This is a genomic window from Erythrobacter crassostreae (assembly GCF_019204045.1).
Lineage (GTDB): Bacteria > Pseudomonadota > Alphaproteobacteria > Sphingomonadales > Sphingomonadaceae > Erythrobacter > Erythrobacter crassostreae.
The window spans coordinates 2,121,180-2,134,891 of record NZ_JAGSPC010000001.1 but is presented as its reverse complement, the minus strand read 5'-3'; the positions used below and the strand labels follow the sequence as shown (position 1 = coordinate 2,134,891).

Genomic DNA, 13,712 nt, shown 5'->3' with positions numbered 1-13,712 from the left:
CCAATAAACGGAACATTTACAGAACGCAATTGCAAAGCCTCGCTATCCACGCCACAGAATAAGTCATGCGGCAAAAGGAATTACGGTTAGCTCTCATTTGCTACGGCGGGGTCTCCCTCGCGGTGTATATGCACGGCGTTACGAAAGAGATCTGGCATTTGGCGCGAGCGAGCCGTTGCTTCCACGCGCCCATCGGCGGCGATCTAACAGGAGTTGCGCGGGTTTATCGCGAACTCTTTCAAACGATTGAGAAAGATTGCGGTCTAAGACTTCGCGTCCTGCCCGACATCCTTACAGGAGCAAGCGCCGGCGGGATCAACGCTGTCTTCCTCGCACAGGCGATACAGTCGGGCCAATCACTCGAACCGTTGACTGACCTATGGCTCGAGAATGCCGATGTAAGCGAGTTGACCGATCCCGATGCCGAACCAATGTGGCGCTACGCAAAGATCTGGGCGCAGCCGATTGCAGATTGGTTCCTGAAACGTCCCGGCAATGCCGTGAGCGAAAGTGTTTCGCCCGAAACCCGCGATGAAGTTCGCCGAAAAGTCTCACGTCTCGTGCGCGGACGATGGTTCAACCCTCCGTTTTCCGGCGATCGCTTCTCGTCAATGCTTTACGAAGCCTTAGACAGCATGGCTGCTAGCGACCTTGGGCCGTCGCTGCTTCCGAATGGTCATCCCATCGATCTTTTTGTCACCGCAACGGACTTCCGCGGCCATGCGGAGATGCTTCGTCTGAATTCTCCGGCGATTGTCGAAGAAACCGAGCATCGAATGCCAATCGGTTTTCGCACCATAGTGAAAGACGGCGACGACGGCGCGCTTGCTGATCCATTGGAGCTGGTCACTGCAGCACGAGCAACTGCGAGCTTTCCCGGAGCGTTTCCGCCGCTGATGATTGATGAGATTGATCGGCTGGCGGCTGAACAAGGTCGCGATTGGGCGTCGCGCGGGAGCTTTCTATCTCGCGTGATGCCGATGCATGTGCGCGACGGAACGATTGATAATGTCGCGCTGATTGATGGCTCGGTATTGGTCAACGCCCCCTTCGGTGCCGCATTGAATGCGCTCAATAATCGCAGTTCCCAGCGCGAAGTTGATCGCCGTTTTGTCTACATTGAACCGCGCCCTGATCGCAGCCAATCAGTCGGTGACAAAGCGGATCAGCCGGTCGGCTTCTTCGGTGCAATACTCGGGTCACTTTCTACCATCCCGCGTGAGCAACCCATCCGCGATGATCTGGAGAGGATTGAGAAACAGTCTCGGGATGCCGAGCGCCTGCAACGTATAGTTATGGGCCTGCGTCCGGAAATTGACCGCGCGGTTGAAAAACTGTTTGGCCTCACCTTCTTTCTCGACAGTCCAAATCCAAAACGCCTTGGAAACTGGAGAGCAAAGGCGCAGCAAGCTGCCGCAGAACGCGCAGGCTATGCTTTCGGGGCCTATGCTCAGACGAAGTTTACAGCGATCATTGATCGGCTTGCCGAACTAACTCTTTCAGCAGCACCGGAACTGACCCTTGCTGATAGCGGCCTGATTGCCGAAGTCTTACGCCGCGCGCTCGCGGAGCGCGGACTTGAGCATCTCACCGAAGAAGGCGGAGGAGCAAGCGAGCGTGCAATCGCATTCTTCCGAGCGCACGATATCGGGTTCCGGATCAGAAGGCTGCAACTGCTCGCGCGACGGCTATCACGCGACTGGGAAACGGATCCCGAGATATCAGATGATGCACTCGATCTGGCTCGAGGCAAAATATATGAGATCCTTGCCCTCTATAACAAAGCCGATGAAAGCGCAGTTTCGAGCGACGAATTCTGCAAGCTTGCACGCGAGTGCGTGGAGAATCCGGGAGCTGTCCTCGATTACCTTGAGCGAACACGGCTATTGCCTGAATCCGACCTTGAGGCTGAACGAATGTTCGCCGAGGCGCTGGACGCAATGCCGAAGAACCTAAAGCGCCGCATGCTTTTGACCTATCTTGGTTTCCCGTTTTACGATGTAGCAACATTGCCTTTGGTCCAAAGCGATCGATTGGCTGAATACAATCCAGTCAAAATTGATCGGATCAGCCCCGATGATGCACGCTCAATCCGCGAAGGCGGGACGCAGGCAACATTGCGCGGGATCGAATTCTACAACTTCGGCGCCTTTTTTAGCCGCGCATATCGTGAGAATGACTATGTCTGGGGCCGGCTGCACGGAGCGGAGCGGATGATCGACTTTGTTACGTCGACAGTAGAAGGTGGCCTGCCTGAAACGACTGTGCGGCATTACAAACGCGCAGCATTCCTCGCCATTATTGACGAGGAACGCGAGGCAGGCCGTTGCCGTCACAAGTTGTTGGAAACGATCCGGGGCGAAATTATCGACCGGTTCGGATAATCAGCCTTCGATGCTGCGCCAAATGGCAGTCACAAACGCATCTTCGCTGATGAAGCCTTCGCCTCTATCAAAATCAGCCAGCGGATTTGCCGCGATAGCTTCTTCAAGGCTCTTGGCTTCGCTATTCAATGCTTCCACGCGCGTCACAGCTTCAACAATCATCGCGCGATAGGCGACCAATTCAGACTTCGTCGACATTGGACCGTGGCCGGGGATCACCTTCGTCTCATCATCAATCATCGCAATGACCAAATCGAGCGACTGCATCGCGGCATAGACATCGCCGCCAGAATCAACATCGATAAAAGGGTAGCCCGGAATTTTGAAGTACAAATCGCCCATATGGACGACATTCTTTTCTTCCCAGATCACAACACTGTCACCATCGGTGTGACCGCCACCCAGAAACATCAAATTGATGGTGTCGCCGTTCAAGTGGAAGCGCATGCCTTGGCCGTAAGTCACGACGGGCAAAGCTTCTTTTGGTGATGCAGGTGTCACTCGAGTTCCGCGCTGCTGATCCGTCGACATACGAACGCGAACATTGTCATGCGCAAAGATCGTCGCGCCTGTCTTACCGAAGTGCTCGTTTCCACCCGTGTGATCGCCATGCCAGTGGGTGTTGACCACATACTTCACCGGTTGTGCACCCAATGCCTCGACCGCAGCCTCGATCTTGCCAGACAGTGGAGCAAACTGATCGTCGATCAAGACAGTAGCGTCTTCGCCGTAGCTAAGCCCGATATTGCCGCCCGCGCCAAACAACACCGCAACTCCGGGCGCAATTTCCTCTGTCTTGATTTCGACATCGTCAAAATTGCGCTGCGCAATCGTTGGGCTTGTCAAAGCAAGGGCAGCCGCAGCGGTGAAGGTCAGTTTGGCGAGGCGGTTCATGGCAGTGTCTCCTGTTCGGCATACTGCCTAGAGCGTGATCACAATGCTGTCGAGCGCACCCTAAGCTCCGAAAGCATCTTTGAGTTTGGAAAAGAAGCCCTTGCTTTCAGGGCATTCATCACCTGTCTCCGTCTCGCGGAATTGTTCTAGAATTTCTTTCTGTTGCCGGCTGAGCTTGGTTGGGGTTTCAACGCCGATCTCCACAACCAAATCACCGCGCCCGCGTCCCTGTAGAACCGGCATACCTGCGCCGCGCACGCGCAATTGCTTGCCCGACTGAATGCCGACGGGAATATCGACGGTATTAGTCGAACCGTCGAGATCTGGAATATCTACACTCCCACCGAGTGCCGCAGTCGTAAAGCTAACTGGGACCCGCGTTGCCAAGGTTGTTCCTTCGCGTTCGAACACCGTGTGCGGCTTTACATGAATGAAGATGTAGAGATCACCGGGAGGCGCGCCGCGTTGGCCTGCCTCGCCTTTGCCTGAAAGGCGGATGCGAGTACCCGTGTCCACACCAGGCGGAATTTCCACAGCAAGAGCTTGTGCTTTATCAACGCGCCCTTCCCCGCGGCAATCACCGCATGGGTCCTCGATCACCGATCCGCGGCCGCCGCATGTCGGGCATGGACGCTCGACTACGAACAGCCCCTGCTTGGCGCGTACAGCACCCTGACCATGGCACAGATTGCATGTTCGCTCGCCAGTCCCCGGGGTAGAGCCTGAGCCTTCGCAAGTGTCACAGCTTTGCGAGACTTCGATTTCTATCTCGGTAGATTTGCCGTCAAACGCTTCTTCCAGCGTGACTTGCATGTCATATCGAAGATCGGCACCTCGACGTTGCTGTTGACGTCCGCGACCTTGGCCGCCTCCGCCAAACGCGCTGCCGAAAATAGTTTCAAATATATCGCCAATGTCGCCGAAATCGCCTTGGCCAGCGCCGCCACCAAAGCCGCCGCCTCCACCGCCGCCGCTCATGCCTTGCTTATAGGCATCATGACCGAACCGGTCATATGCGGCGCGCTTCTGAGGGTCTTTGAGGCACTCATAGGCCTCGTTACAGGCTTTGAACTTTGCTTCCGCTTCGGCGTCGCCCGGGTTGCGATCCGGGTGAAATTTCATCGCAAGTTTGCGATACGCACTCTTAAGCGCTGAGCCATCAGCATCGCGGGTGACTTGAAGCAGTTCGTAATAATCGGTTTCGGTAGCCATAAAGTCCTCGCCCTACCAAAAACTATCCGCCGCCGGTGCATCTTACACCGGCGGCGGAACGGTTTTTCATCAGGACATTAGTCCTTTTTGTCTTCGTCGACCTCGGAGAACTCGGCGTCGACAACGTCTTCGTCTGCAGGCTCTTCAGGAGCAGATTCGGCTCCCTCTTCCGGAGCAGCAGCTTGCTCTTGCTCATAGATTTGCTGGCCCATTTTCATAGCCGCTTCGGTCAGAGCCTGCGCCTTAGCGCTGATCTCTTCGCCATCATCACCTTCAAGAGCGGTCTTGGTTGCCGCCAATGCTTCCTCAACAGCAGTCTTGGTATCACCGTCGACCTTGTCGCCGTGCTCTTCAAGCTGCTTCTCGGTCGCGTGAACAAGACTGTCGGCTTGGTTGCGCGCTTCTGCGGCTTCCTTACGCTTCTTGTCTTCGTCGGCGAACTTCTCCGCGTCCTGCACCATCTGGTCGATGTCATTGTCTGACAGACCGCCCGATGCCTGGATCTTGATAGTTTGCTCTTTGCCGGTGCCTTTGTCTTTGGCCGAAACCGAGACAATACCGTTGGCATCAATATCAAACGTCACTTCAACCTGAGGAACTCCGCGCGGTGCGGGTGGAATACCAACGAGGTCAAAGTTGCCGAGCAGCTTGTTATCAGCTGCCATCTCGCGTTCGCCTTGGAAAACCTTGATCGTCACAGCCTGCTGATTGTCTTCAGCAGTCGAATAAGTCTGGGTCTTCTTCGTCGGGATCGTGGTGTTGCGGTCGATCATGCGAGTGAACACGCCGCCAAGCGTTTCGATACCGAGCGAAAGCGGCGTCACGTCGAGAAGCAGGACGTCTTTAACGTCGCCTTGCAAAACACCTGCTTGAATGGCCGCGCCCATCGCAACGACTTCATCAGGGTTCACGCCAGTGTGCGGTTTGGCTTCGAAGAACTTCTCAACGACTTCGCGAACCTTCGGCATGCGGGTCATACCGCCGACCAGGATCACTTCGTCAATCTCATCCTTGCTTACGCCCGCGTCTTTGAGCGCTTTCTTGCAGGGCTCAAGCGTGCGGGTGATCAGATTTCCAACCATCTTTTCAAGGTCAGAACGGCTGATCGTTTCAACGAGGTGGAGCGGGGTGGATGATCCACCTTCCATGCGCGCTGTGATAAACGGGAGATTGACTTCGGTTGTTGCCGAGCTGGAAAGCTCGATCTTGGCCTTCTCCGCGGCTTCTTTCAAACGCTGAAGAGCGAGCTTGTCGGTCTTCAAGTCCATGCTTTCTTTCTTGTTGAATTGCTCTGCGAGCCATTCAACAATCGCATTATCGAAGTCTTCACCGCCAAGGAACGTGTCACCGTTGGTCGACTTCACTTCAAAGACACCGTCACCGATCTCAAGGATCGAAACATCGAATGTACCGCCGCCAAGGTCATAAACAGCGATGGTTTTACCATCGTTCTTGTCCATGCCGTATGCCAGCGCAGCCGCAGTAGGCTCGTTGATGATACGCAGGACTTCGAGGCCAGCAATTTGACCGGCATCTTTGGTGGCCTGGCGCTGCGCATCGTTAAAGTAAGCGGGAACAGTGATGACCGCCTGATCAACTGTTTCGCCGAGGTAACTCTCAGCGGTTTCTTTCATCTTCTGCAGAATGAAAGCAGAGATTTGCGAAGGCGAATATTCCTCGCCTCCCGCTTTCACCCATGCATCGCCATTCTTACCTTTGACGATCTCATAAGGGACAAGATCCATGTCTTTCTCTGTAAGCGGATCGTTGAACGGACGACCGATCAAACGCTTGATCGCAAAAAGAGTGTTGTCGGGATTGGTCACTGCCTGGCGCTTGGCCGGCTGACCGATCAACCGTTCGCCGTCTTTCGTAAAAGCGACGATCGAAGGCGTCGTGCGAGCGCCTTCAGAATTTTCGATTACCTTCGGTTTGCCGCCGTCCATGACGGACACGCAGCTGTTCGTAGTACCAAGGTCAATACCGATTACTTTACCCATTGTTTCCCCATCTCTTGGAGTTTGTTGGACACCGCCTTCGTGCGTTTCCCCGATGGAATATCCTTTGGGCAAAACGCCTCGGCGGCTCGAATATGAGCGGGATATAGGTGCGGTTTTGCTTGGCACAAGAGATCGGACGCACTAGTTTTCATCGCGTATGAAGAGGGGACAACCAGAATGAAGACTTCAATCGAAAGCGGTCGCGCGCTCAAATCCATGTTCGCGGCAGCCACTATGGCCAGCGCATTGTCGCTATCTGCATGCGGCACAGAACCCGAAGCGCCCGTAGAAGAAGTCGCAGGTACGATCCCTGGAATGAGTATCGAAAATGCGCGGATGGTGCTGAACGCTGTCGAGGGGAACCCTGCAGCCGTGTACTTCGATCTAAAATACGATGCAGATCGCGGCCTCTCAATACGTAGAGCTGATGTTGCACAAGCAGGCAGCGCAACGCTGCATGATTATGGCGAATATGATTTCAAAGTGCAGATGATGGAAGCGCTCCCCATTCCTCTTACCAACGGAGCCGAGGTCGCGTTCAAGCCGGGCGGGCTTCATGTAATGGCTTTCGACCCGTCTTCCGAACTTAAGCCCGGTGGAAAGGCCGAAATCACTCTAACCGTTTCGGGCGGTCAAACGCACAAATTCGAAGCCGAAGTGCTCGCCGCTGGTGATCCAAGAGCGACCGCCGCCGGCGACGGAGGCTGAACCAAATCGCTGGCAAAATGGAAACCAATGCTACGTTACCCGCATGTCCGGTTGGCGGTGAGCGCCATCTGACACCTGGCGAAGTTGAACTTGCTAGGACAGTCTTCGGCGATGCAGTGGACTATGCGCCAATTAAACTGAAGCGTAGGAAGTTTTTTCCGTTTCAACCGAAACGCATCACGATGGCTCCATGCGGGCACTTGCACTTCCATCCCGCTGGCCATGCATACTGCGATGATTTCTCGACAGTGGAGTTGGCGAAGCAAGGTCACTTGATCCACGAACTCACCCATGTTTGGCAAACCCAGACACACGGTGACTGGTATCTACTGCTGCGCCGTCATCCGTTCTGCCGGTACGGCTACAGCCTCAAACCGGGACAGACATTTGAGGAGTACGGGATCGAGCAGCAGGCCGAAATTGTGAAGCATGCATTCTGGTTGAGACACGGGGCAAAATTGGCTGGCGTCGGCGATAGAGCGGCCTTCGATGTCCTTGTAAAATTCAGAGGCGCTACTTTGTAAGCTGCCCTCGCCAGAATGCCGTAGGGGCAGCCCAAATTAGCCATTGAACGTGCGTTGCAGCCCTGCAATCGTTACCAAAGTTCTGACCGGGAGACATTCATGATTACCTCTGAAAGCAGCAATGGTGCCCACATCCTCACACTGGATGACGGCAAAGTGAATGCGCTCAACAAGGAAAAGCTGGATGCACTTGTTGCCGCCTTGGCAGAGTGCTCCAAAGACCTTGCTCCAGTCGCCATTCGCGGGCGAAAAGGCATTTTCTCTGCCGGTTTTGACCTGAAGGGCTTTGGCGCTGGACCAGAAATTGCCACAGCACAGTTGCAAGCGGGCAAGGACGCGATCCTTGCCATCCTTCGTCACCCTGCCCCTGTAATCACCGTGTGCGAGGGGCACGCATATCCAATGGGTGCATTCCTGATGCTTGCCGCAGACCACGCCATCGGAACCGAAGGCGATTTTGTGACAGGAATGAACGAAAGCGCAATTGGCATGGCCCTACCAATATATCCCATGATTTTGGGCGCCGCCCGGCTCAATCCGCATGGACGCAAAGCGGTGGCCACATCAGAGATGTTCAGCTCGGTCGATGCGGGCAAAGTCGGCTATTTCCAGAATGTCGTTGCACCAGATGATGTGGAAGCCACGCTAAAGGCAACACTTACCCACATGAAGAGCTTAAATGCGGGCGCGTTTAACGCGAACAAATCCGCGATGAACCGCCAACTAATTGACGATATAGAGGCAAGTCCGCTGCCTGATTTCGGTTGAAAACCGTTTTCTCTTTGCGCGACTGCTCGCTGCAGGTCAGATTAAAAAGAGGCACCTGATTGCTCAGATGCCCCTTTTGTCGATTGCCTAAACCATCGGTCAAGAGTATGAGCTGTCCGCAAAACTTTTGTTCCAGTTGCATCGAAAAAACGTGCATTTGTCCCAATAAAGTATCGCTTCGCGTCAACCGACAGACCTAACCCACTGTCACCGAAAGCAATATCTGCACCAGCTTGAAGCGCGACGCCAAGCTCATCTGTGAGATCAGCATCGACGATGCCAAGATCGCCAACCCCTGCGCCGGCGCTTTCATCAAAGGTGAAGAAATATGCCGGTCCAGCGCCAAAATATGGCTTGATGCCACTTTCACCCAAGTCGAAATGATACTTGGCGGTGATGGTGGCGGGAATGATGCGCGCGTCTGAGATGACCTCAGCGCCCGCTAAAGCGCCCGCGCCATCGACGTCATGTTGGGTCACTCCAGCAATTGTCTCAATCGATATGTTGTTTGAGAAAAAGTACTCGACTGCGACTGTGGGCACAAAGTTGTCATTCACAGTTGTTTGACTGCCAGCAGGAACGCCGATCGCATCCACCTCAACTTCGTTTATCTCTCCGTCGGGGAGGACAAACGTACCGAGAGCCTTAACTTGAATAGAGCCCGCACGATCCTCGTCTTGAGCCATCGCGGGGGCTGAAAATCCGACCGCTAGCGAAGCCGCCAGAGATACAGAAAACTTTTTCATTTCATTCACTCCTGTTGCCCTCTGCCGGAGGGGGACCGGCAGACAAGACAAGTGTTTGTTGCATGGTGATGTTGTCACATCACGTAATACAACTGCAGCGAATGTTTTCAATTCCCCGAAATCGGACTAAATTGATCTTATTCCGGTTTTTTCGCGACAGCCACCATTGCAGGGCGCAGCAAACGGTTTTTAATCATCCAGCCTGACTGCATTTCCTGCACGATTGTGCCGGGCTCTTTCTCATCCGTCGGGACTTCCATCATCGCCTGATGCTGGTTCGGATCAAGTGGCATATCCAACGCAGCGATCCGCTCGATACCGTTCTGTTTGAATACTTTTTCAAGCTCGCGCTGGGTCGCCTCGATTCCGACGACAAGTCCCTTCATTTTTTCATCTTCGCGCAGGCTGCCTGGAATTGCGTCGACGGCTCGCGAAAGATTGTCCCACACGCTCAATACGTCGCGGGCAAACCCGGTCGCGGCATAGTTGCGCGCGTCTTGAATATCCTTCTCCGCGCGGCGACGTACATTCTGCGTGTCCGCCTTTGCATAAAGGACCTCTTGCTTGGTTTCCTCAAGATCGCGGCGGAGCGATTCGAGTGCCTCATTCAGGTCGTCACCGCCATCTTCACCTGTCTCCTCCCCATCGGAGAGAAACTCTTCAGGAACACCTTTCAGTTCCGCTTTAACGTCTTCATTCGCCGCTTCTTCCTGCGGCTTGTCATTGTCGATCATGTCTTTTGATTATCCGTCTAAACGATGAGCTTGTCCAACGAACGGCCAAGCGATCTTGCTGTTAAATCAACCATGGGGACCACTCGCGCGTAATTCAACCTTGTCGGACCGATCACACCCAAAACCCCGACTACACGGCCTTCACGGTCGCGATAGGGTGAAGCGATGATCGATGAACCCGATAGACCGAATAATCGGTTTTCACTTCCGATAAAGATGCGGGTTGCATCTGCTTCGCGCGCGCTTTCTAAAACGCTTGCCACAGATTGCTTGTCTTCAAGGTCATCGAGGAGCGAGCGCACGCGATCGATATCGTTCAGCGCCGCCTCATCAAGCAAGTTTGCTGCGCCGCGTACGATTAGGACTGGCCGTTCGTTTGCATCTTCGCTCCACACGGCAAGCCCCCGCTTAACCAAGTCGCGGCTTGCATCATCCAGTTGTGTTTGCCCGGCGGCGATTTCTGCGTGCATTGCATGCGAGGCATCAGCCAATGTTCGGCCAGCCAACCTAGCAGTGATATAATTCGTTGCCCTGTCGAGCGAGCCCGGGGTCAACGCACCGCCAAGTTCGACAACACGGTTTTCGACGCCGCCATCCTCACCAACGAGCACCGCCAGCGCCCTACCCTGACCCAAATCGACAAGATTGAATTGCGAAAGTTTTTGCTCGCGGGTCGGGACCATTACCATCCCCGCTGCACCGGACAGGTCAGAAAGAAGCGCACTGGCCTGCTGCAAAGCGTGTTCAACCGGACCGCTTTCCGAAAGCCGCGCTTCGATCTGTGCGCGTTCGTCTTTGGTCGGTTCGGCCACTCGCATCATACCATCGACAAAAATCCGAAGACCGGCATCGGTCGGCATACGTCCTGCGCTCGTATGCGGCGCGGTAAGCAGCCCCAAGCTTTCCAGATCGGCCAGCACCGACCGGATGGACGCCGAGGATAGATTAAGCGTCCCGTCTGATGCCAACACCTTTGACCCGACCGGTTGGCCGCTATCAATATACCCCTCAACAACACGGCGAAAGATTTCGCGCGCGCGCTCGGTCAGTTCGGTGATCGGTGGAGAAGCCATGAGGCCAATTTAGCGCCCTATTTGAATTCGCCAAGCCTTGCGATGACGGGTGAACCCCTTCACACCGCGCAACGACACGAATCAAAGCAAGCAGGAGCTACCAAATGCGCCCTTCAGGACGCGCGCCAGACGAAATGCGCGCTATCACGATTGAAACTGGATACACCAAACACGCCGAGGGCTCTTGCCTGATCAGTTTCGGCGATACGAAAGTACTATGCACTGCTTCTGTTGAAGAACGCATCCCGCCTTGGCTCCGCGGCAAAGGTGAAGGCTGGGTGACAGGCGAATACTCGATGCTGCCCCGTGCAACCCATACACGCGGCAGCCGCGAAGCAGCACGCGGCAAACAATCCGGTCGAACGCAAGAAATTCAACGCCTTATAGGTCGCTCTTTGCGTGCTGTTGTTGACCTTAAGAAATTGGGCGAGCGTCAGATCACTTTGGATTGCGACGTAATTCAGGCTGATGGCGGTACTCGTACGGCGTCGATCTCCGGTGCATGGGTGGCGCTGCGTCTTGCCGTGAACAGCCTGATGGCAGCGGGTGATCTGAAAGAAGATCCAATCACGGCCCAAGTCGGCGCGATCTCATGCGGGATATATAAAGGCACTCCGGTTCTAGACCTCGACTATCCAGAAGATAGTGATGCTGATGCTGATGCAAACTTCGTCCTGATTTCCGGCGGACAGATTGCTGAAGTACAAGCAACAGCCGAAGGCGCGACTTACGACGAGGAGGGCCTGTTACGCCTGCTTCGCCTCGCAAACATCGGCTGCGATGGCATCTTTAAAGCGCAGTTAGACGTAACCGGCGGCTAATGCTCGGGCCTGTAAAGTATCACATCTCGCAAGACGACTACCTCGAATTTGCAAAGCTTGTTCACGCTGTTCAGATCAAAAATCTCGTTGTTTTCATTGCGGGATTTGTCGCATTGATAGCATTGGTTGCAATATTTGTTGGCGACCCAATGCTATCAATCGGCGCGGCGATTGGTGGCATCTGCGCCGGCACTGTTCTGTTCTTGCTTTCGCGTTTCATCATTCTGCCATGGCGCGTGGGCAAAACGTATCGAGAGTACAGCCTGATCCAAGAGGAAATGACCCTGTCGGTTTCCGAAACTGATTTTTCGATTTCGCAACGATCGGGGAGTGTCACAGCGCAGTGGTCGAACATGGTGCTGTGGAATGAAAACACTCACGTAATTGCCATCCATCCCACGCGCCAATTGGGGTATATTTTTCCAAAGGCGCAAATCGGTAGCGACCACGCAGAATTCATCCGGCGAAGATTAGCGATGAATGGCCTCCCTGAAAAAGCGAAAGCACGATCATGAGAAAACTTGGTGGCGGATCGCTTGTAATAGCGACCCACAATGCGGGTAAACTGAAGGAAATCTCTGCCCTGCTCGATCCGTTCGGTATGAAGTGCATCTCCGCGGGGTCACTTGGGCTGCCTGAACCAGCAGAAACGGGCACAACCTTTGTTGAAAATGCGCTGATCAAGGCGCGCGCGGCGGCAGAAGCTTCCGGGCTTGCATCCCTCGCCGATGATAGCGGACTAGCTGTTGATGCTCTTAACGGCCGACCGGGGGTTTATACGGCAGATTGGGCCGAGAGGCAGCATTTCGAAGGAGAGCCTGGCCGCGATTGGTATCTGGCGATGGGTAAGGTTGAAGGGCTGCTGCAGCAGCTCGGTCCCGACATTGATCGCTCTGCCGCTTTCCACTGCGTTTTGGCTGTGGCTTGGCCAGACGGAGAGCATGCAGTCTACGAAGGCAAATGCCCCGGCTCGCTTACATGGCCGCCTCGGGGTGAAATGGGTTTCGGTTATGACCCGGTCTTTATACCCGCAGGACGCGAACAAACCTTTGCCGAGATCGATCCAACTGAGAAACACGCAATCAGTCACCGTGCCGATGCATTCGCCAAACTGTTTGCAGACCAGTTTGGCACCTGATCAATAGGCGAACTGGCCGACGACGTTGCCCGGAGGACTATACCGGCAAACAAGGACATCACGCCCGTTCCCCGTTGCTATCCCGCAGCCCAGCTTGTCAGTATTTTGCCAGATCACCTGAGTGTAATGGCCCACATCCTGCCATTGGCCGGTATTGCTGACGAATGGGAAGTTGGCATGAACGTAAAATCGCTTTTCATCGATCCACCCTGCGGCCATGCGTTCGTAACTAAACGCGCCAGCTGTGCCAGCCCAAAGGTTCTCGCCCTGCCCTGGGCGCGAACTGTTGGAGCTGTGTTCAAACCTGCCGCTTGAGGCCAGTTCCTCAGCATAGGCTAGCGCCTGCGCATTGAGGTCATCATCCAGCACCAGATCGGGCGTCCCCACTTCGCGCCGCGCAGCATTGTGATCGCGCAGCATCACGGCAAGCATCTGGTCCTGACGCGAAGATGCCGTTCCGGTCGATGGAGACGGGCTCGGAGTTGGCGATGGGGTGGGAGAGGGTGACGGCGAAGGAGACGGGCTTGGCGAAGGAGCAATCGCGCCGGAGTTCCCGCTTGGCGGCGGAGAATCGCCGCCACCGCAGCCACCAAGCGCGGTAGCCATCGAAACAATCATGATGCTTGTTGAGCGGAGCAATTCGCGAGCTAGTATCATGTGATCGCTTTCACCTGAGCATGTCTAAGATGTGCTGAAGAACCATGCTTAAT

At 54.8% G+C, this 13,712-nt stretch carries 14 protein-coding genes; 7 read left to right on the top strand and 7 right to left on the bottom strand.

What is annotated here, in order from left to right:
- Positions 1–65 precede the first annotated feature (65 nt).
- Positions 66–2,384, top strand: coding sequence for a patatin-like protein (locus KCG46_RS10520; RefSeq protein WP_218405171.1), 2,319 nt, complete (start codon positions 66–68; stop codon positions 2,382–2,384).
- On the opposite strand, the gene KCG46_RS10515 is transcribed toward KCG46_RS10520, so the two are convergent.
- The 3 genes from KCG46_RS10515 to dnaK form a co-directional block, all read right to left on the bottom strand.
- On the bottom strand, positions 2,385–3,278 hold the full coding sequence (locus KCG46_RS10515) for an MBL fold metallo-hydrolase (RefSeq protein WP_218405170.1): 894 nt from the start codon (positions 3,276–3,278) through the stop codon (positions 2,385–2,387).
- Positions 3,279–3,338: 60 nt separating this feature from the next.
- A complete protein-coding gene (dnaJ, locus tag KCG46_RS10510) occupies positions 3,339–4,490 on the bottom strand; it encodes a molecular chaperone DnaJ (RefSeq protein ID WP_218405169.1) in 1,152 nt (383 codons plus the stop codon).
- Between the two features lie 77 nt (positions 4,491–4,567).
- Positions 4,568–6,490, bottom strand: a complete 1,923-nt coding sequence (gene dnaK, locus KCG46_RS10505) for a molecular chaperone DnaK (protein ID WP_218405168.1) — start codon at positions 6,488–6,490, stop codon at positions 4,568–4,570.
- A gap of 177 nt (positions 6,491–6,667) precedes the next feature.
- Here dnaK and KCG46_RS10500 point away from each other — a divergent pair, with 177 nt between their 5' ends.
- From KCG46_RS10500 to KCG46_RS10490, 3 genes are all read left to right on the top strand, one after another.
- Positions 6,668–7,198, top strand: coding sequence for a copper chaperone PCu(A)C (locus KCG46_RS10500; RefSeq protein WP_255551864.1), 531 nt, complete (start codon positions 6,668–6,670; stop codon positions 7,196–7,198).
- 17 nt (positions 7,199–7,215) lie between these two features.
- Entirely contained in the window at positions 7,216–7,722 is a 507-nt protein-coding gene (locus tag KCG46_RS10495) for a vgr related protein (protein ID WP_218405167.1), read from the top strand.
- Positions 7,723–7,821: 99 nt separating this feature from the next.
- Positions 7,822–8,490 carry a crotonase/enoyl-CoA hydratase family protein gene (locus KCG46_RS10490; protein ID WP_218405166.1) on the top strand — a complete coding sequence of 223 codons (669 nt, stop codon included), beginning with the start codon at positions 7,822–7,824 and terminating at the stop codon, positions 8,488–8,490.
- A 41-nt stretch (positions 8,491–8,531) separates the two neighbouring features.
- Here the strand turns inward: KCG46_RS10490 and KCG46_RS10485 are convergent, their stop codons facing one another.
- The 3 genes from KCG46_RS10485 to hrcA are packed head-to-tail and all read right to left on the bottom strand — an operon-like array spanning position 8,532 to position 11,043.
- Positions 8,532–9,347 carry an OmpW/AlkL family protein gene (locus KCG46_RS10485; RefSeq protein ID WP_369410191.1) on the bottom strand — a complete coding sequence of 272 codons (816 nt, stop codon included), beginning with the start codon at positions 9,345–9,347 and terminating at the stop codon, positions 8,532–8,534.
- 26 nt (positions 9,348–9,373) lie between these two features.
- Positions 9,374–9,970: a nucleotide exchange factor GrpE gene (gene grpE, locus KCG46_RS10480; protein ID WP_218405165.1), complete on the bottom strand. Its 597-nt coding sequence runs from the start codon at positions 9,968–9,970 to the stop codon at positions 9,374–9,376.
- A 17-nt stretch (positions 9,971–9,987) separates the two neighbouring features.
- The gene (hrcA, locus tag KCG46_RS10475) at positions 9,988–11,043 is read right to left on the bottom strand and encodes a heat-inducible transcriptional repressor HrcA (protein WP_218405164.1); all 1,056 of its coding nucleotides are present in this window, start codon (positions 11,041–11,043) and stop codon (positions 9,988–9,990) included.
- A gap of 104 nt (positions 11,044–11,147) precedes the next feature.
- On the opposite strand from hrcA, the gene rph reads away from it, so the two are divergent.
- The 3 genes from rph to rdgB are packed head-to-tail and all read left to right on the top strand — an operon-like array spanning position 11,148 to position 13,002.
- Positions 11,148–11,864: a ribonuclease PH gene (rph, locus tag KCG46_RS10470; protein ID WP_218405163.1), complete on the top strand. Its 717-nt coding sequence runs from the start codon at positions 11,148–11,150 to the stop codon at positions 11,862–11,864.
- Complete coding sequence (locus KCG46_RS10465; protein ID WP_218405162.1) at positions 11,864–12,379, top strand: hypothetical protein; 516 nt, start codon at positions 11,864–11,866, stop codon at positions 12,377–12,379. Before rph ends, KCG46_RS10465 begins: the two co-directional genes overlap by 1 nt.
- The gene (rdgB, locus tag KCG46_RS10460) at positions 12,376–13,002 is read left to right on the top strand and encodes an RdgB/HAM1 family non-canonical purine NTP pyrophosphatase (protein WP_255551863.1); all 627 of its coding nucleotides are present in this window, start codon (positions 12,376–12,378) and stop codon (positions 13,000–13,002) included. The genes KCG46_RS10465 and rdgB overlap by 4 nt, the downstream gene beginning before the upstream one ends.
- Here the strand turns inward: rdgB and KCG46_RS10455 are convergent, their stop codons facing one another.
- On the bottom strand, positions 13,003–13,659 hold the full coding sequence (locus KCG46_RS10455; protein ID WP_218405161.1) for a CAP domain-containing protein: 657 nt from the start codon (positions 13,657–13,659) through the stop codon (positions 13,003–13,005).
- Positions 13,660–13,712: the final 53 nt, after the last annotated feature.